The following is a 17,354-nucleotide window of genomic DNA, read 5'->3' on the forward strand; positions in this document are numbered from 1 at the left end:
ACTTTGAGAACGCAATGAGATCAACCGCTTCACGCTGGCAGTCCACCCTGGCGCTGTCCTGGCTGTTTGCAGCTTCAATCGTGCTGGCAGACGATGCCCCCAACCGCGCCATGAATGTCCTTGCCGCCGCACGCCAGGCGGCGCATCTGGATGCCCTGGCCAAGCTGGACGCTTATGAATTTACCGCCAGCGGCAAAGGCAAAATGGCCGGCCAACCCTTCAACATTGAGCGCTTCACCCTGCGCGTGGACACGCATAAAGGCCGATTCCTGGGGGAGATGGATGCGGGCAAGCACGCCAGCTTTGCGTTTGACGGGCATACCCATTGGCTGCGCCTGGGCAACGCGCCCGCCAAGGCAGACGCCAACGCCAGCACTAACGACATCATTGTGGCGCGGGTATTGCGGGCGTCCGACTTGCAAGACGACCCGGCCACCCTGAATGTGGACTGGAGCCGGACAGAACCCTGCGATGGCGTCACTTGCGACGTGCTGCACTTCGCCCCCACCGGGCTGCCAGAATACGAATTATGGTATCGGCAAACCGATCACTTGCTCGCCCGGCTGGCGGTGCTGGGGGCAGATCGCAAAGCGGTCTACCAGGAATCGTTCCTCAAGTGGGATGCGCTGGAAGGTGCGCCACTCCCGTCCCACATGGTCATTGATGACGGGCAGATGCACTATGACCTGCAAGGCAGCATGGCGGCCATAGGCCTGCCGGCGTCTTTCGTCTTGCAAGGCCCGGCCAGTCACTGGCAGTTTGCCAACGGCGCCACCCAAACCCGATTACCGCTGCAAATCATCCATGACCGGATTTACATCACCGCCATGGTCAATGACCAGGGCCCGTATTATTTGATGCTCGATACCGGTGGCACCCTGATTCTGGATAAAACCCGCCTGGCCCAACTTGGCCTGCAATCCACCGGTAAACAGGCGCTTTCTGGCGTGGGCTGGTCCGGCCTGGATAGCAGTCTGGTCAGCATCAGCAAACTGACACTGGGTGATCTGCAATTGCAGGATTGGCCAACCAACGCGGTAGACAGCAACGTGATGTGCGGGCGCATCCAGCTGGATTACCCCTGCATTGGGGCCATTGGTGGCGATTTGTTGCCCTGGCTGGTGCTGGATCTGGACTTTGACCACAAGGTGCTTACCCTGGTCGCACCAGACCAGTTCATCGCGCCGGCCGACAAAACCCGCGTCAGCGCCTCGCTGTACGGAGATCACTCCACACTGATCAAAGGGCGCATTGGTGACGCCACCGCCCGCTTGCTGCTGGATACCGGCTTTACCGGCAACCTGGCTATTACCGACCCGTTTGTTGATCAACAGCGGCTGATCTACAAACTGCATACCACGCGGGTGGTACCCATTCTCTGGGGTTATGGTGGCGGCACTTATGGCCGTCTGACCAATCTGCCGCAGTTTGAGCTGGCGGGCCAGGTCGTCACGGACAAAGGCACCCACCTGGCCAATGCCGATACTGGCGTGTTATCCAGCACCATGTTTGACGGGCTGGTAGGGCTGGGCACGCTCAAGCGTTTTAACATCACCATCGACCTGCCCGGTGGCGTGGTTTATATGGCCAGGAACAGCCATTTTGCCGACAAAGACACCTGGCAGGTGCCCGATAGCTGGCTCAGATAACGCCGGTCGTGGTGCGATCCGCATCCTGCCGGTCTGGAGACCTTATGCCGCAAACCACCCGCCGAACCCAGGCCCTGGCCTTGCTGGCCGCCACCGGCATGCAGCGCGGAACGTATGAACCATTGCTGTTCCGCCTGTTGTGGCGGCTGGGTATCGACATCCCACCGCCACATTTTATGTCCTTCGGCGCGGCAGCCGGCCTGTTGGGCACCAGTTTTACCGTGGTCTGGAGCAGCATGATGTGGCTGCTGGTCTGGCGGCACCAGCCGCTGAACTGCCAACAACTCGCGACCGGCGTCTTGCTGGCGGGCGGGCTGTTTGGCCTGAGCATGGCCAGTTATTACGCGTGGAGCCGTCGCCGGCACGCGCTGCCGGAATGGGCCGCACTGGCTGGGGCAAGTCAGCCGGCGTCGACCGGCAATTCGTAGCGTACATCCGGGCAGTGTTCTTCGTTCTCACTGCCATCGGTCAACGATACCGGCACAAAACCGTGGCGTTCGTAGAAACGGCGGGCGCCTGTGTTGTCCTGAAAGGTGCACGCGCACCGGCCGCTTGAGCACGGCCAGCGCGTGCGCCAGCAGTAGCCGGCCAATCCCCTGCCCTGTGCGACCGGGCGCCACGTACAACTGGTCAATCCAGCCGGCCTCTTCGGTATGCGAGATCGCCAGCACGCCGACGATGCATCCTGCCTCACACGCCAGCGTGACCCCGCCGCCCGGAATCAGCCCCTGCGCCACCCAGGCCAGTACCGTGGCGGCCGGGTGGGCCATGGGGGCGTAGGGGATAAAGGCGCGACGCGACGCCATCAGCAGGCCAGCCACGTCCGGCGCATCGGCCACGGCAGCGGGGCGAAGCCGGATGCTGCTACTCACAGCACAGCGGGCAATACCTGGTTGCCCATGGCAAAGGTGGCGGTCTGGATCAGGCCGTTTTGCACTTCGTAAATACACAGCATTTCGACGGTGCCGATGCCTTCTGCAAAATTGCGCGTGATCAGTTCGTGATCGACCACGATATCGCCAATACACGCGCGCGAGAGCAGACGTGCATGCAGGTCTGGCTCGGCAAAGCGGGAGACATAACGGTCACGCAACTCGGCGTGGCCGATGGCCAGCAGCGTGCCATCGAGCGAGCGCTGCGCGGCATCGGGCGCGTAGGTGGCCAGCAAGGCGTCGATATCTTTGGCGTTGTATGCGTCTAGCTGGATCTGGACAAGGGTAGCGGAATTCATGGATAGGCTCTTGGCGTGGCAGGTTTATGAACGGTGCATGATGACATGAAAACCTTCATCCGCTGAGGGTGCGACAAAGTGGCGGGTAATAAGGTCAAATTGCGCATCTGTCGCCGCAAAGTCATGCTCGCCGCTGGCATTTCTGGCCCGCAAACGGGCGCGGCAAACTTCGTCCGGTACATCCAGAAAGTGCAACTGGTGGGCTACGCCAGCCTCTTCAAACAACGTGCGCATCCACGCCCGGCTGGCAATGGTGTTGGCAGGAAAATCCAGCACCACAGACAAACCAGCGCGAAGCAGGCTGACCAGATGCGGCTGCAAGGTGGCCCGCAAGCGGCCCGAATAGCGCACATAGTCCGCCACGCAAGTCATGTCTTCCCCATAAAGCCGGGACAGCCAATGATCCTCGCTGATGACCAGCGTGTCGGGTTGTTGCGCTAACTGGCGGGTCAACGTGGATTTGCCGGCGGCTATTTTTCCACACAACAGATGCAGTACGGCGGGCGCGGGTTGGGGCATGGTGTATTCCTCTGAAGCGATGAACAACCAGCAGGCGGAAACAAAAAACCCGCCTGTTGGGGCGGGTTGCTTTGTTTGTACTGACGCGCGCTAACCCACCATGGTGCGAATGGTGGAAATAATCAGTGCGATGCGAAAGTCACGGCGTTTCATGCAGCCAAGCATGGAGAACCTGGCCGGCTATGTCAAACGCATTGCGCCTTACTTGCGCTGCGGCCCGCCTGCGACGGCCGAATACCCGTCATCCAGCGTCTTCAAAAACGCCACGATGTCGCGGATTTGCGCATCGTTGAGCACCGCCTTTTTGGGGTTGTGGGTAAACGGCGGGTCGGTGTGGTCGACGTTGCTGCGGTAGGCCTTGGGCAGATCGTTGTAGAGATCGACCTTGCCAGTGGCAAGATGCCCGAACCACTTTTTGGCATTGCTATCGCGCTCACTGTAAAAGCGCACGGCATCGTCCAGCGTATGAAATACGCCGTTGTGAAAGAACACGGTACGGCTGGCGGCGTTGCGCAAGGTGGGCGTTTTGAACATGCCGCAGTAATCCGTTTCTTTGGCCATATCGGTACGCATGGGGCCACACAGACCCATATCGAAATACGCCGGATCGTGGTTGGCCGGGATCTCCATATTGCGCGGCAAACCCAGCGCGGCAAACGAGTAATCGGTAAAGGCGGCCGGCCGGCCACCCGGCCCGGGCGAGGCCACATGACACTGGGCGCAGTTGCCTTTGTCCGGATCACTGTACGCCGCCAGGCCGCGCAATTCGGCGGAACTGAAGCTGGCATGGCCCGACATCACGGCGTCGAACTTGCTGGTAAAGGGATGAAAGCTGGGGTCTTCGGTCTCAAAGGCTTCCAGTGCTTCGCCGGCGTGGACAAAGGCTTTGGCCGGATCAGCCCAGACATTGGCCCCGTACACCCGCGTAAATGCCCCGGCATAAGGCGCATGACGCAGTTTGGCGACCACCGCTTCGCGGCTGGCGTTAGCCATTTCGTTGGGGTTCAGCATGGGCATGGCCATCTGTTCCCGCAGGGATGGCATGGAGCCATCCCGCATAAAACCGCCGGTGGGGCCTTCGTCGTCGCTGTCTTCTGACTGCGGCACGTAGTAATGCCGGGTAAACAACGGCGTGAAGGTCAGATAACGCAAGGAGGGCACGGCGCGGGCGCCGGCGTGTTTCATGTCTGCCCCGCCCAATTGCACGGCCAGGCCATTGGTGGGGCCGTAAGCGTGATCCGGGCTGTGGCAGGTGGCGCACGACATCTGGCCCGAGCCAGACAAGCTGGCATCAAAGAAAATCTGTTTGCCCAGTTCTGCGGCCGGGCTCAGTTTGTCCGGCACGGTCGGGTAACGCACCCAGATGGCAGGTTTGGGGGTGGGCGCGGCGCTGTGCGCAGCCGCAGCAAACAACAGAAAACCCGCCGCAAGTGCGGCGGGTGCAAAGGTCTTCAAGGTCATGGGGACGGATCAGAAGTTGAACATGGACATCAGATCACCGACGGCCGTTTTGTTGGTCGGCAGATAGGCTTTTTGCGCTTGCACCGGGTTGGGCAGACGGTCACGGCTACGGGCAGAGAGCGGCGCCAGTTTCCAGTTACGTTCAATGAATTTCAGCACGGAGGCATGATCGTAGTACGTGTGATCGACCATGCCGGTACGGGCATACGGCGACACCACAATCATCGGAATCCGCGGGCCATCACCAAAGAAGTCCAGGTTCTGGATCGGGCCGGTATCAAAGTGGCCGCCGCCTTCATCCGTGGTGATCAGAATGGCCGTGGTGCCCCACAAGGCCTGATTGGCTTTGACCTCGTCAACCACGTGCTTCAGATACACCTCAAGGTCAGCCGGGGCCGAGTAACCCGGGTGGGCACTGGCCAGGTTCTTGGGCACCACATAAGACACCGCCGGCAGCGTGTTGTTGGCCACGTCATGGTCAAAGGTAGTCAGGTCGACCAGGTTGGCCTTGAGCGCAGCGCTGCTCATGATGTTGCTGGAGGCCACCAGCGGGTCGCCAATCACGTTGTACTGGGCGGCGATGGCGGTCGGTGCGGCTTGGGCAATCAGCGACGGGTTGGACGCCAGGTAGGTCTGCGCCTGGGTTTGCGTCATGCCCTGGCCCATCAACTGGGCAATCACCAGCAAGGTGCTTTCGGTGGTTACATCCGCCGCATCACGCCCGCCGGTGTACCACTTCCAGCTGACGTTGGCCTTGGCCAGTGCTTCGGCAATGGTCGGTACGGTTTGCGGCGGATAGTTGTAGTTATTGGGGCCGATCGGGTTGACGGTGCCGTCCGTGGCATAACCCGGATTGTAGTTGTTCACCAGGTAGTACTTGCCCGCATCGCAGTTGCTGGCCACGCCCTTGGCCGACAAGAAGCTCAGGATAGCCTGTACGCCCGGCTGGCTGGCATCGCCACAACCCACATAAGAACCACCGGAATAACCGTCTTGCGAGTAGAAGTTGAGCGTGCCGGAGAGCGGGTTGGGGTTTTCAATCTGGTTGGCGGGCGGCGTCGCCACCGTGCCAGCGGTATTGAAGTACGGCATGTCCCCGGTCGCCACCTGGAAGAAGTTCATGCCGGTACCGCCCATGACAGACTGGTGATAGTTGTCGCTGATGGCGTAGGTTCTGGCCAGCGTATTGAAGTACGGCGCGTCCCCTGCCGCCATATTCATAAAGCCCATCAACTCGCCACCCTGACCCGGGTTGGACGGTGTAATACCGGTGGTATCGCCGCCCTGACCGGTCTGCGCGGCCACCCACATGAACATATCGAGCTTGCTGTTATCACCGCCGGTTTGCTGCCACATCTGGAAGAAGCGGTGCACCGGATCGCCTGTGGCGGCGCTCAGGCCCAGCGCCTGCCCCAGCGCGCTGGCATCAGGCTGCGCGTACGGTACATATTTGCTGATCTGGAACGGGCCGTTGGGCAGATTGGCCGGGAAGCGGGTATCTGCCACGCCGCCAGCGGTGGCCAGTGAGGACAAATCGACAATGCCGATTTTCTCTGGCTGCAACAGCGTGGTGTAGGCGCTGCCACGGGCCGGGTTGAGCGTATAGGCGCTTTGTTGCGCACCCTGGTTTTGTGCGGCCAGGGCAAAGTTCGGGCCCGGTGTGCCGTCGGCATTGACAATGCCTTGCGACAGCAGATTTTTGACGGTCTGGTCAGAGGTGGTCTGGTAGGTGCCAAACAAGCCGTCAAAGGTCTGGTTTTCCGCCACGATCACAATCACGTGCTGGATCGGTGTGGTGGTCGCGCCATTGCTCAGGGTCTGCGCCGCCACAATCGGGCCATTGGCCAGCGGGGCCGGCATCTTGCCGGTCAGTGGCAACTGCAGCGTCTGATACGTGCTGGAGCCATCAGTCGCCACCGGCTGGCCGTTGGCGTCCAGGCGCTGGCCCACGCTGATGGTGTTGCTGTGCACGGTGATGTGCGCAATATCAAACAGTTTATCCAGCGGCGAACCAATCTGGTAACCCGCGCCGATGGGGTCCGACACGCCACTGCTGGGCACGCCCAGCGCGGTAAACAGCGGCTGCAAAACGCTATCGACATCGGTCACCGCCTGCGCAATGGTGGCGCTGGTGGGGTTGGCGGTAGAGAACTGGGCCGCGGTCGGCGCAGTGGTCAGGGTCTGGCCCAGCACGCGCTGTGTGATCAGCGTGGTCAGCGGGTTCAGGTTGGCTACCGTGGCGCTGCTGGAAGTCGCCAGAATGGCCGACAACACAGCGGGGGAGCCATCCGTATCGTTCACTGGCACGGTCAGCACAAACGGGGCCTTGCCGCCCTTGAACGAGAGAGAGAAGTTGCCTTTGGCATCGGTGGTGGCGGTCTGCAGCGCGGCGCCGGTGCTGTCGGTCAGCGTCACCGGCACGCCGACCACAGCCACGCCTTGCGCGGCCACGCCGGAGATCGTCTGCTGGGTGGCACCCGGTGTCGATGTGGATGTGGTACTGGAAGAATCACTGCCGCAACCCGCAAGGGTCAGCATGGCGGCAGCACAGGCAATCGTCAGAAGAGTGGGTTTCATGTTGTCGGCGCTGTAAGGGGAATCATTGTTATTTGAAGTGATTCGCCAATCAGACCGGAGTGCCGCCTGTACTGGCCGGCAGATGGTTACAACTTTGTGTGTCACCACCGTGAATGGTTTATGTCATCAGCATGAAGTCTTTGCGGTAAGGCGCGCCCGGCCCTACAAACCGCCGCCCCAGCGGACCTGCCAGGCCAGGCTTAACACGTTGAAATCCGTACCGGTCCGCACCGCGACGCCATTGCTGTAATTGAGTTTGACCGAATTGAAACGATTGATCGGCGCCGCAAGGGTGAAGCCCAGTCTGGAGTTCTGCTGCAGATCATTGTTCAGTACGTGGTTGACCGTGGTACGGCCGCCTTGCAACCAGGCGCCCGTGACCGCCGCCCAGACCCCTGCCGGGAAAAACCGCACCAGATTCATCTGCACGCTATAGACCGGCGCTTGCTCACGCTCTTTGCCACCAAAGAAATCATGATTGGTGCTGAAAAAGGTGACGCCGGTCGAGCCCTCGACCGACCAGTTGCCCAGCTTTTGAGAAAACCCCACCTCCGGTTTGATGAACCAGCGATGGGTGCCGACATTGATCAGTTTGCTGCCGTCATACTGGCCGGTCGGAGCGGAGACTTGCACGCTGGCGCCAGCGACAAAGTCCTCGGTATACGTGGGGTAATCGGCCACGCTGAGTGCCGGCGCGCCAACCAGATTGGCAGACAACTGAAATGACGCGTCACCGGTGCCGGAGATACTGCGGCCCACTTCCTGCCCGGCATAGACCGCGCTACCGCGAATAGTGGAGTACGGCAGGCTGACGTTAAAGCGGGCTGATTGGCCGCCCAGGTCAAACACATGAACAAACGCGGCCACGGCGGTTTGGGCGCGCAGCCTGGCATCATCCAGCGGAATAGTCTGGCCCAGCGACATACCGCCATCCGCCGCAGAGACGCCCACCACCAGAAAATTGATATCGACCGGCGCGTTGGTGTACGAACGCGGCTCAATTTCGCCGGCGTGGGCCAGCGCAACCGGCCATGTCAGCGCCGTGAGCAACCCGGCGTTGCATATCCCGCCGTGGAAAAGCAAGACTGGGCGATAAGCCCGGCAATGCCTTTGCCGCATCCTGGATATCCCCTCTCACGTTGGTTGGCCCAGATCAACATAGTCCATACCTTGAGGGAAATCAGGAGGAGCGCATGCCCGGCCCGAACGGTCAGAAGTCGTCCCGATCGTCATGCAGCATCAGGCTGGGCAAGATACTGCCCGGCTTGGGCTTGCCCAACAGGTAACCTTGCAGGGAGTCGCAGCCCAGGTTGGTCAGGAAATCCTGCTGTTCCCGCGTCTCTACCCCTTCCGCCACGATGCGCAAATTGAGCGTCTGACCCAGCGCGATGATGGCAGAGACAATGGCGGCGTCTTCTGTGTCTTGCGCCAGGTCACGCACAAAGGCGCGGTCAATTTTCAGTTCATTGGCCGGCAAACGCTTGAGGTACAGCAGGCTGGAGTACCCCGTCCCAAAGTCATCAATCGACACATGCAGACCCATATCCCGCAGTTGCTGCAGGATCTCGACGCTGGCCGCTGCGTCCCGCATGGCGGTGGATTCGGTGATTTCCAGCGTCAGCAAGCGGGGTTCCAGCCGGCTTTGTTCCAGCGCTTGCCTGACCGTATCAACCAGCCCGGGATGGCTGAACTGCACGGCAGACAGGTTGACCGCCACCGCACAGGTGGCCGCGCCCATGGCCTGCCATTGCGCCATTTGCCGGCAGGCTTCGTTCAAGACCCATGCCCCCAACGGCACAATCAGGCTGGTTTTTTCTGCCAGATCAATAAACTCGCCCGGCATCAGCAACCCCAGTTGCGGGTGTTGCCAGCGCAAGAGGGCTTCTACGCCAATGATCGGGCCGGCCGGTGCCTTGAACTTGGGTTGGTAATGCAGCACCAGTTCATTGCGGGCGATGGCCTGGCGCAGGTCCTGCACCAGTTGCAACTGCCGGTGCACGTTGACGTTCATGGACGTTTCAAAGAAACAGTACGCATCACGGCCGGCGCGCTTGGCGTGGTACATGGCCGTATCGGCGTGGGTCATGAGGTCGTGCTGGTCGACGCTATCGGTCGGGTAAAGCGCAATGCCCACGCTGCCCGAGATCACCAGTTGTAGCCCTTCGACAATGAAGGGTTTGCGGATTTCATGCAGCAAGGCTTCAGCCAGCGCGCCAGCGTCGGCCGGGTCAGTGATGCCGGCCAGCACGACAAATTCATCGCCGCCAATCCGGGCGACGGTGTCGCTCTGGCGGACCCGTTCGGTAATACGGCGGGCCACTTCAATCAACAACAAGTCGCCCACGTGATGCCCATACGCATCATTCACAGGTTTGAAGCCGTCCAGATCCAGAAACATCAGCGCAAAACTGGTGTTATCCCGCTGGGAGACGCCCAGTTCATGGGTCAGGCGCTCTTCCAGCAAGACGCGGTTGGGCAGCTTGGTCAGGTTGTCGTGCAAGGCCAGATAGGCCAGCTTTTCATTGGCCAGCGCCAGCGAACTGGTCAGCGCCCCGGTGCGCGCCGCCATGCGCATATCCAGCACAGAGATCAGCAACGCCATCCCCAGCACCAGCAGCGTGACAATGATGATCATCAACGCCAGCCAGTTGGCCTGGACACCACCCCGCGCCACGGTACAGATACTGCCTAAAGGAAACTGCGCGGCCCCCATGCCGGTGTAATGCATGCCGGAAATGGCCGCCCCCATCACCACCGCCGCCGCCGCGCGCAGCGCCCGCGCGCCATGCAGCAGCGAACGCAAATAGTGCGCTACCCAAAGCGCCGCGCCAGAGGCCACCACCGCAATCACAATCGACAGCACAAACAAGCCTGGCTGGTACTGGATACCCGGCGCCATGCGCATCGCCGCCATGCCGGTGTAATGCATGGCCGCCACCCCCGCCCCCATCAGCGCCGCACCAACGGCCAGTTTGCGGGCGGGCAGTTGCTGTGGGCTCACCCACCACAGCGCAAAGGCGGACAACAACACCGCAATCAACAGCGACAGCGCCGTGAGCAGCGGATCGTACCCCAGCGGGATCGGCAAGCTGAACGCCAGCATGCCCACAAAGTGCATGGACCAGATGCCCATACCCATGGCGGCAGCCCCACCGGCCAGCCACCAGCGCCGGGCGGTGCCGGCGCTCATGGCAACACGGCCCGCCATATCCAGCGCCGTATAAGAGGCCAGGATGGCGACCAGAATCGAGAGCAACACCAGCAGCGGGTTGTAATAGCCAGACAACATTCAATCTTTTCCTGAGTACGTCTGGAGAATGGGTTTCGCCGCATGAAACAACGGCCGCCCCAGGCGCAAGGGCTGGGGGTTGGCAGAATCAGCAAGACGGCAACGGCGGATTCTGACACAGATGCGACTGTCATCCAGCCTGTTCTGTGCTGGTTCGTAAAGTGGTGGCGGTCACCGCAGGCGTTCCGCAAACGGTTTGGGGGGCGCTCTACGCAGGGTTTGGCCCGATCTGCGTCGGGGCAAGCGGACTTGTCCCGGATTGCCCACTTGCGGGCGGGGCCGCTGATTTCTCCTCCTGAACGCGGGGCATTTCCCGGCATGCCAGGGCGGCCGGGCCTTGGCTGATTCTGATTATTCCTTCTATAACTATTTCGATAGATACAAATCAGATACAAATCTAGATACATCAAGTCTGTCGCTTGACGCCCTCTTTGCCCAATCTGCTTCCGGATCTTCTACACATGCCTTTTGACTGCACCCGTCCCACCACTCCCCGCCCCGTTCTTACCCGTATTGCGCGTGCCTTGACCGCTTTTTCCTTTGCCAGCCTTGCCAGCGTGCCCGCCTGGGCCGATGGCGGAAATGGTGGGTGCACCAACGACAATGGCAGTTGCTCCACCACCAATGCCGGTACACCTGCCAGCCCGAATGGTGGCGGCGGCACTGCGCCCAATATCAGCACCGGCAGCGGTGGCACAGGGGGTGGCGGTGGTGCCATTGACCTGACAACCGGGAATGGCGGCAGCGGCGGCACGGGGGGCAATGGCGGCACAGGAGGCGGCGGTGGCACCGGCCAGAACGGCCAGAACGGGTCGGGTACTGGCAGCGTCGCTGGCGGACTGGCCGGTACCGGCGCAGTCGGGGGCGCCACCGGCTCTGGCAACGCCGATGGGGCCGGTGGTGGTGGGGGCGGTGGCGGCGGGGTGGGTGCCGTCTTTACCGGCAGCGCCACCAATAGCGCCGTTGTCACTGGCGGGGATGGTGGCGGTGGGGGCGGTGGCGGCGCTGCTGGCGCCACTGGCGGCGGGGGCAGCGGCGGGGGCGGTGGGGCCGCTGGCGGCGGCGCCTTGCTGACCAACAATGCCACGCTCACCAATAGTGGTCAGTTCACCGGCGGCAACGGCGGCAATGGTGGCGGAAGCGGCAGCCTGACCGGCGCGGGCAATGGCAGCAACGTGGTGGCGGGCGCAGGCGGTGGTGCGGGCGCGGGCGGCGATGGCGTACTGGCCACCAATGGCGGCACCGTGCAGAACCAGGCCGGCGCAGCCATTACTGGCGGTAACGGGGGCACCGGCGGCGGCGCAGCCAACGCCACCAGTACCACCAGCGGCGCGGTGGCCGTGGGCGGAACGGGTGGCAATGCCGGCCAGGGCGGCGACGGCACGTTTATTTCTGGCGGGAGTACCGTCAACAATGCCGGTGCCATAACCGGGGGGATCGGCGGCAATGGTGAAAACGGCGGGGCCGCCAGCGACGGCGGCACCAACTCGGCGGTGATTGCCGGCAATGGTGGCCTGGGCGGCAATGGCGGCAATGGTGTGCAGGTGGTGGGCAATGGCACCGTCGTCAACAGCGCCAGCGGCGTGATTCAGGGGGGAAGCGGCGGTACTGGCGGCGGCGGCAACAGTGGCAGCACTGGCTCACTGGCTCACTGGTGACAGGGGGCGTTGGCGGAAATGGCGGCGATGGCGGCAGCGGGGTTTTGCTCAGTGCCGGCGGCACGGTCGCCAATAACGGCCAGATTACGGGTGGCAACGGGAACCGGGGTGGCGGTGCGGGGGTGGTCTCTGGCAGCGGCAGCGGTGGTGCGGCCGGCACAGGGGGCAGCGGGATTGCCATTGATAGCGACGGTGCCGTCACCAACAACGCCAGTGGCCGTATCACCGGCGGCAATGGGGGCGACAATGGCGCTGGTGGCGGTGGCCCGGGCGGCAACGGAGGCGGCGGTCTGGTCCTGACCGGTCATGGTCAGGTCGACAACAGTGGTCAGATCACCGGAGGCAACGGCGGCTCCGGCGCCAACGGCGCTGGCGGTGCAGGCGGCAGCGGGGGCACAGGCGGTGCCGGCACGGTGGTGGTCGGCTCGGGCAATGTCACCAACCGCGCCACCATTCGGGGCGGCACCGGCGGCTCTGGTGGCGGCGGCGCAGGTAGCGGTGCCGGCGGGACTGGCGGCACCGGGGGGAGCGGCGTGCTGCTGTCCCACGGCGGGGTATTGAACAATAACGGCACCATCATTGGTGGCAGCGGCACCCGGGGCGGTAATAGCAGCAGCACGGGCGGCGATGGCGGTACCGGCGGCAGTGGCGTGCAGGTCACCATTGATGGCGGCACCATTACCAATACCGGGTCGATTACCGGTGGTCAGGGCGCCGTGGCCGGCGCAGGGAGTTCGGCGGGGGCCGCAGGCGCCGGCGGTGTGGGCATCAGCGGGCAAAACATTGCCATTATCAACAGCGGCAGCATTGCTGGCGGCCTGAGCAGCGCCGGCACGGCGGCTACCGCCATCCAGTTTACCGGTGGCACCAATTCGCTGGAGCTGCACAAAAACAGCAGCATTACCGGCACGGTCGATGCCACCGTCGGCAATAACACGCTGATTCTGGGTGGCAGTGATGATGACAGCTTTAACGCCGCCAACATCGGCAGCACCGCTCAGTATCGGGGGTTTGCGGCCTACGAGAAAGACGGCAGCAGCACCTGGACATTGAGCGGCACTACCGCCGCCTTGACCCCCTGGACCATTAATCAGGGCACGCTGGTAGTCAGCCAGGACGGCAGTCTGGGCGATCCTTCGGGCAGTTTGACGCTGAATGGCGGCACCCTGCGCTGGGGCGCAAGCTATGACCTGGCCAGCAGCCGGGCGGTGACACTGGGGACAAACGGCGGCACGCTGGATACCAATGGTTTTAATAGCACGCTGGAACAAGGGATTACCGGCAGCGGGGCGCTAACCAAAGCAGGTGCGGGTACGTTGCTCTTGCAGGGCGACAATCCCTTTGCCGGCGGCACAACCATTGCTGCGGGCACTTTGATTGTGGGTGATCCCAACCATGCCGGCGCGGCGCTCTCTGGCGGCGGCAACGTGCTGGTTGCCAGCGGCGCCACCCTGGGCGGTTATGGCAGCGTCACCGGCAACGTCACCAATAACGGTACGCTGGCTGTGGGCGACGCCCTGCCCCAATTTGCGAGCAACGGCACCGCCAGCACCAGGCTGGCCACCCCCGTCATGCGGGCGGTGAATGACGGCGGCACGGGCAATTTCATCGTTAACGGCAATCTGCTCAATGCCGGACTGGTGCAACTGGGCGGCAACCGCGTCGGCAACACCCTGACCGTCAACGGCAACTACACCGGCCAGCAAGGCGTAATTGCGCTGCATGCCGAGCTGGGTGTGGATAACTCGCCCACCGATCGGCTGGTGATCAACAGCGGCAGTGCCACGGGCAATACCGTACTCAATATCAGCAATCTGGGCGGCCGCGGCGGGCTGACGCTGGGCAACGGCATTGAGGTGGTGGCGGCCAACAACGGCGCAACCACGGCCGCCAGCGCATTTAGCGGGCGGGATGTCAGTGCGGGCGCGTATACCTACCGCCTGTTCCAGGGGGGCAAGGACGCCGGTACGCAAGAGAACTGGTATCTGCGCTCCACCTTGACCAACCCGATCGAACCACCGCCAGGATCAATCGATGGCGAAACCCCGCTATATCGTTCAGAAGACCCGGTGTATATGGAAATCCCCGCGTTGGGCCGGCAGATGTTGTCACAGCAGATCGGCACCTTTCATGACCGTATGGGCGGGCAGGATTTACTGACGGAAGAAGGAAAAATGCAGGCTGGCTGGGGCCGCATCTGGGGGGATCATCTGTCTGAAAACCACACGGGCACGGTCAACCCATCGTTTGACGGCAACATGTTCGGTTTGCAGGTTGGGCAGGATGTCTATGACATGGTGAGTGATGAAGGCCACCGGGATCACATTGGTTTCATCCTGGGTTACGGTCATGCCAGCGGCGATATTTCCGGTTTTGCGCTGGGCGAACAGAATCTGGCGGCGGGCAGTTTGAGCATGCAGACCTGGAGTGTCGGCGGCTACTGGACCCACATCGCGCCGCAGGGCTGGTACAGCGATATGGTGGTTCTGGGCAGTTACCTGCATGCTGATCCTGGCTCGGTGGAAGGCAACACGGCCAATGCGCACGGCCAAAGCCTGACCACCTCGGCCGAAACCGGGATCAGCCTGCCGCTCAGTGAACGCTGGCAGATTGAGCCGCAAGCCCAGCTGATCTACCAGTACATCCACATCAATGATCTGACCGACCCGGCTTCCACGGTGAGCTTTGACAACACCAGCGGCTTGACTGCCCGCGTGGGTGCGCGACTGGCAGGCAGCCTGCAAGGGCAAGGCCAGACCTGGCACCCCTATGTGCGGCTGGATGTGCTGCATTACTTTGGCCAGGATGACCGCATTACCTTTGCCGATACCACCACCCTGAACGCTGATGCGCGCGCCACGCAAGGGCATGTGGGCGCCGGGGTATATACCCGCTGGAGCAAAACCGTCAGCGGCTACGCCACCGCCGGCTACTGGTTCAATCTGGGCGGGGAGCACAGCAGCATGGCCGAGGGCAATGTTGGTTTGCGGCTGGATTGGTAAATGCACCGGGGCAACTGATCAGATCAGACCAGATCATCTCCAGCATGGGGACGACGCATCCGAAACCCGGTGCAAGCCGGGTTTTTAGTTGCCCATGCCGGTTTGCCCCGGCGCGGCTTGCCGTTCAACCTGCTCACGCGGCCCATTTCCAGCCGTGCCGCGCTATAAAGAAAAAAACCGCGCAATGGCAGCGGTCGACCAGGGTTGATATGAGGTACACACATGGGAAGCCGGGAAGCCCAGGACCGGATTTTGCAGATCATCAGCCAGACCTTGAGTCCGGTTCTGCCCAAGGATCAAAAACTGACCGGGCAAGCCGTCGAGTCTGGCGGTGGCCATCTTTATATTGTGCTGGCGGCACAAAGGCACGCCAGCGCACCGGACGCCATGCGTTACGGTCTGGATCTGGCGTTCAAGATGCCCGCGCGGGAATGGGGGCGATTCCAGTCCACGCCGGAACCTCAACAAGCGTATCTGCTCCAGACTTTTGAGCAGACCATCCGCGGCAAGCTGGCAGAAGCCTTTGAACACTGGAAAGACGTGGTGGACTTCAGAACCGCCTCGCAAAGCGAACCCAAGCGCATCACCTTCATTGAGTTTGATAACTTCGGCCAATAGTCCCTCAGCACCCGCGCCCCGGCACAAGGCTGGCGCGGGTCCGCAGAACCCGGGATAGTCCACACATCACCGGCCATGATTGCCCCGGCCATGACCCAACGATGTTGTCCGTGGAGCCACAATGTTGTGCCGATTTGCCCCTTTGTTGCTTGCCGCAGCCGCTTGTCTGTCTGCCGCCGCCAACGCCGCAGACCTGATGGCGTTCTGGCAGACCGCGCAATACGGCGGCAACAGTTTTAACCGGCTGCCGCCCGGCAAACCGTATTTCGAGGCGCTGCATGCTTATGGCGCCACCTGGGTGCGCCTGGCCTATGACAAATGGTCTGGCCAGCAGCAGGACTTTCTCATTGGCAATGCCGACGAGTATCGCGGCCTGCAACCCGCCGACCTGGCGACCCTGAAAGCCACCCTGGATCGTGCCCAGGCCGCCCGATTAAAAGTGGTGATTGCGCCGCTGTCTTTACCTGGCGCCCGCTGGACGCAAAACAATCACGGCCGGTTTGATGACCGGCTGTGGCAAGACCCCAAATACGCGCAACAAGCCGCAGCATTCTGGCGCGATCTGGCGCGGGAACTCAAAGACCACCCGGCCGTCGCCGCTTACAACCTGATCAATGAACCCGCCCCGGAACAAAACGGCGGACTGGCAGGCCATGCGGATCTCGCCACCCAGCAAGCGTGGTACCAGCAGCAACGGGGTGGCCCGCGTGATTTGCCGGCGTTCTACACCACCGTGATCAAGGCCATCCGCGAAGTAGACCCCCTGACCCCCATCATGGTGGATTCAGGCTGGTACGGCGCCGCCGACATGTTCGCTTATTGGCCCAGCGCCTTGGCCGATGCCCGCGTGTTGTACAGCTTTCACATGTATGAACCCTACGAGGCCACCAGCCCGCGCAACCTCAGCCGCAGGCCACCTTATAGCTACCCCGGCGACGTCCCGGTCGGCGGCAAAACGCAACATTGGGATGCGCAACAAATCGCGCGCTGGATGCAGTCCCCACTGGACTGGGCCAAAGCGCACCAGGTCCCGCCCCAGCACATGGTGGCCGGCGAATTTGGCTGCATGCGCATGTGGGCTGGCTGTGCTGCTTACTTGCAAGATGTGCTGGATGCGCTGGACCACGCGCAAATTCACTGGGCGTTTTATAGCTTCAGGGAAGATGCCTGGGACGGTATGGACTACGAACTAGGCCAGTTCAGAGTGCCAGACGTGTACTGGGCCGCCATCAAACAAAACACACCCGATCCGCTGGTCCGGCAACCCAACGCCCTGTTTGAGTTGATCCATCAGCACATGCAGCCAGCCGTCCAGCCTCCGGTTGGAAAAAACTGATTTGCGCCAGGCAC

General features: G+C 62.1%; 13 protein-coding genes. 6 read left to right on the top strand and 7 right to left on the bottom strand.

The annotated features are described in order from the left end of the window. The first annotated feature begins 14 nt into the window (after positions 1–14). Both HNQ50_RS11950 and HNQ50_RS11955 read left to right on the top strand, forming a co-directional pair. Positions 15–1,649 (top strand): aspartyl protease family protein, encoded by a 1,635-nt coding sequence (locus tag HNQ50_RS11950; RefSeq protein WP_184100968.1) that lies wholly within the window; start codon positions 15–17, stop codon positions 1,647–1,649. Between the two features lie 44 nt (positions 1,650–1,693). Then, positions 1,694–2,077, top strand: coding sequence for a DUF6404 family protein (locus HNQ50_RS11955; protein WP_184100970.1), 384 nt, complete (start codon positions 1,694–1,696; stop codon positions 2,075–2,077). Positions 2,078–2,104: 27 nt separating this feature from the next. Here the strand turns inward: HNQ50_RS11955 and HNQ50_RS11960 are convergent, their stop codons facing one another. The 7 genes from HNQ50_RS11960 to HNQ50_RS11990 form a co-directional block, all read right to left on the bottom strand. Next, positions 2,105–2,521, bottom strand: a complete 417-nt coding sequence (locus HNQ50_RS11960; protein WP_184100972.1) for a GNAT family N-acetyltransferase — start codon at positions 2,519–2,521, stop codon at positions 2,105–2,107. After that, on the bottom strand, positions 2,518–2,880 hold the full coding sequence (locus HNQ50_RS11965) for a nuclear transport factor 2 family protein (RefSeq protein WP_184100974.1): 363 nt from the start codon (positions 2,878–2,880) through the stop codon (positions 2,518–2,520). Before HNQ50_RS11965 ends, HNQ50_RS11960 begins: the two co-directional genes overlap by 4 nt. A 24-nt stretch (positions 2,881–2,904) precedes the next feature. Then, the gene (locus HNQ50_RS11970) at positions 2,905–3,399 is read right to left on the bottom strand and encodes a P-loop nucleotide/nucleoside kinase family protein (RefSeq protein ID WP_184100976.1); all 495 of its coding nucleotides are present in this window, start codon (positions 3,397–3,399) and stop codon (positions 2,905–2,907) included. A gap of 201 nt (positions 3,400–3,600) precedes the next feature. Then, positions 3,601–4,860 carry a cytochrome-c peroxidase gene (locus HNQ50_RS11975; RefSeq protein WP_184100978.1) on the bottom strand — a complete coding sequence of 420 codons (1,260 nt, stop codon included), beginning with the start codon at positions 4,858–4,860 and terminating at the stop codon, positions 3,601–3,603. Positions 4,861–4,869: 9 nt separating this feature from the next. Continuing rightward, positions 4,870–7,437, bottom strand: a complete 2,568-nt coding sequence (locus HNQ50_RS11980; RefSeq protein ID WP_184100980.1) for an alkaline phosphatase family protein — start codon at positions 7,435–7,437, stop codon at positions 4,870–4,872. Between the two features lie 162 nt (positions 7,438–7,599). Then, positions 7,600–8,487, bottom strand: coding sequence for a transporter (locus HNQ50_RS11985; protein ID WP_184100982.1), 888 nt, complete (start codon positions 8,485–8,487; stop codon positions 7,600–7,602). Positions 8,488–8,647: 160 nt separating this feature from the next. Next, a complete protein-coding gene (locus tag HNQ50_RS11990; protein ID WP_184100984.1) occupies positions 8,648–10,726 on the bottom strand; it encodes a putative bifunctional diguanylate cyclase/phosphodiesterase in 2,079 nt (692 codons plus the stop codon). Positions 10,727–11,187: 461 nt separating this feature from the next. Here HNQ50_RS11990 and HNQ50_RS22350 point away from each other — a divergent pair, with 461 nt between their 5' ends. From HNQ50_RS22350 to HNQ50_RS12010, 4 genes are all read left to right on the top strand, one after another. Next, on the top strand, positions 11,188–12,384 hold the full coding sequence (locus tag HNQ50_RS22350) for a hypothetical protein (RefSeq protein ID WP_281386189.1): 1,197 nt from the start codon (positions 11,188–11,190) through the stop codon (positions 12,382–12,384). Continuing rightward, a complete protein-coding gene (locus HNQ50_RS22490; RefSeq protein WP_184100986.1) occupies positions 12,381–15,386 on the top strand; it encodes an autotransporter family protein in 3,006 nt (1,001 codons plus the stop codon). The genes HNQ50_RS22350 and HNQ50_RS22490 overlap by 4 nt, the downstream gene beginning before the upstream one ends. A gap of 222 nt (positions 15,387–15,608) precedes the next feature. Further along, positions 15,609–16,004, top strand: a complete 396-nt coding sequence (locus tag HNQ50_RS12005) for a hypothetical protein (RefSeq protein ID WP_184100988.1) — start codon at positions 15,609–15,611, stop codon at positions 16,002–16,004. Between the two features lie 121 nt (positions 16,005–16,125). Continuing rightward, positions 16,126–17,340, top strand: a complete 1,215-nt coding sequence (locus HNQ50_RS12010; RefSeq protein ID WP_184100990.1) for a glycoside hydrolase family 5 protein — start codon at positions 16,126–16,128, stop codon at positions 17,338–17,340. Positions 17,341–17,354 lie beyond the last annotated feature (14 nt).

This window comes from Silvimonas terrae (assembly GCF_014202765.1).
Taxonomy (GTDB): domain Bacteria; phylum Pseudomonadota; class Gammaproteobacteria; order Burkholderiales; family Chitinibacteraceae; genus Silvimonas; species Silvimonas terrae.

What these genes read in the sequence shown, in the direction of transcription:
- HNQ50_RS22350 (WP_281386189.1), top strand. Translation starts at nt 11,188, where the DNA reads ATGCCTTTTGACTGCACCCGTCCCACCACTCCCCGCCCCGTTCTTACC.
- HNQ50_RS11970 (WP_184100976.1), bottom strand. Translation starts at nt 3,399, where the DNA reads ATGCCCCAACCCGCGCCCGCCGTACTGCATCTGTTGTGTGGAAAAATA.
- HNQ50_RS11980 (WP_184100980.1), bottom strand. Translation starts at nt 7,437, where the DNA reads ATGAAACCCACTCTTCTGACGATTGCCTGTGCTGCCGCCATGCTGACC.
- HNQ50_RS11965 (WP_184100974.1), bottom strand. Translation starts at nt 2,880, where the DNA reads ATGAATTCCGCTACCCTTGTCCAGATCCAGCTAGACGCATACAACGCC.
- HNQ50_RS11950 (WP_184100968.1), top strand. Translation starts at nt 15, where the DNA reads ATGAGATCAACCGCTTCACGCTGGCAGTCCACCCTGGCGCTGTCCTGG.
- HNQ50_RS11990 (WP_184100984.1), bottom strand. Translation starts at nt 10,726, where the DNA reads ATGTTGTCTGGCTATTACAACCCGCTGCTGGTGTTGCTCTCGATTCTG.
- HNQ50_RS12005 (WP_184100988.1), top strand. Translation starts at nt 15,609, where the DNA reads ATGGGAAGCCGGGAAGCCCAGGACCGGATTTTGCAGATCATCAGCCAG.
- HNQ50_RS11975 (WP_184100978.1), bottom strand. Translation starts at nt 4,860, where the DNA reads ATGACCTTGAAGACCTTTGCACCCGCCGCACTTGCGGCGGGTTTTCTG.
- HNQ50_RS11955 (WP_184100970.1), top strand. Translation starts at nt 1,694, where the DNA reads ATGCCGCAAACCACCCGCCGAACCCAGGCCCTGGCCTTGCTGGCCGCC.
- HNQ50_RS12010 (WP_184100990.1), top strand. Translation starts at nt 16,126, where the DNA reads ATGTTGTGCCGATTTGCCCCTTTGTTGCTTGCCGCAGCCGCTTGTCTG.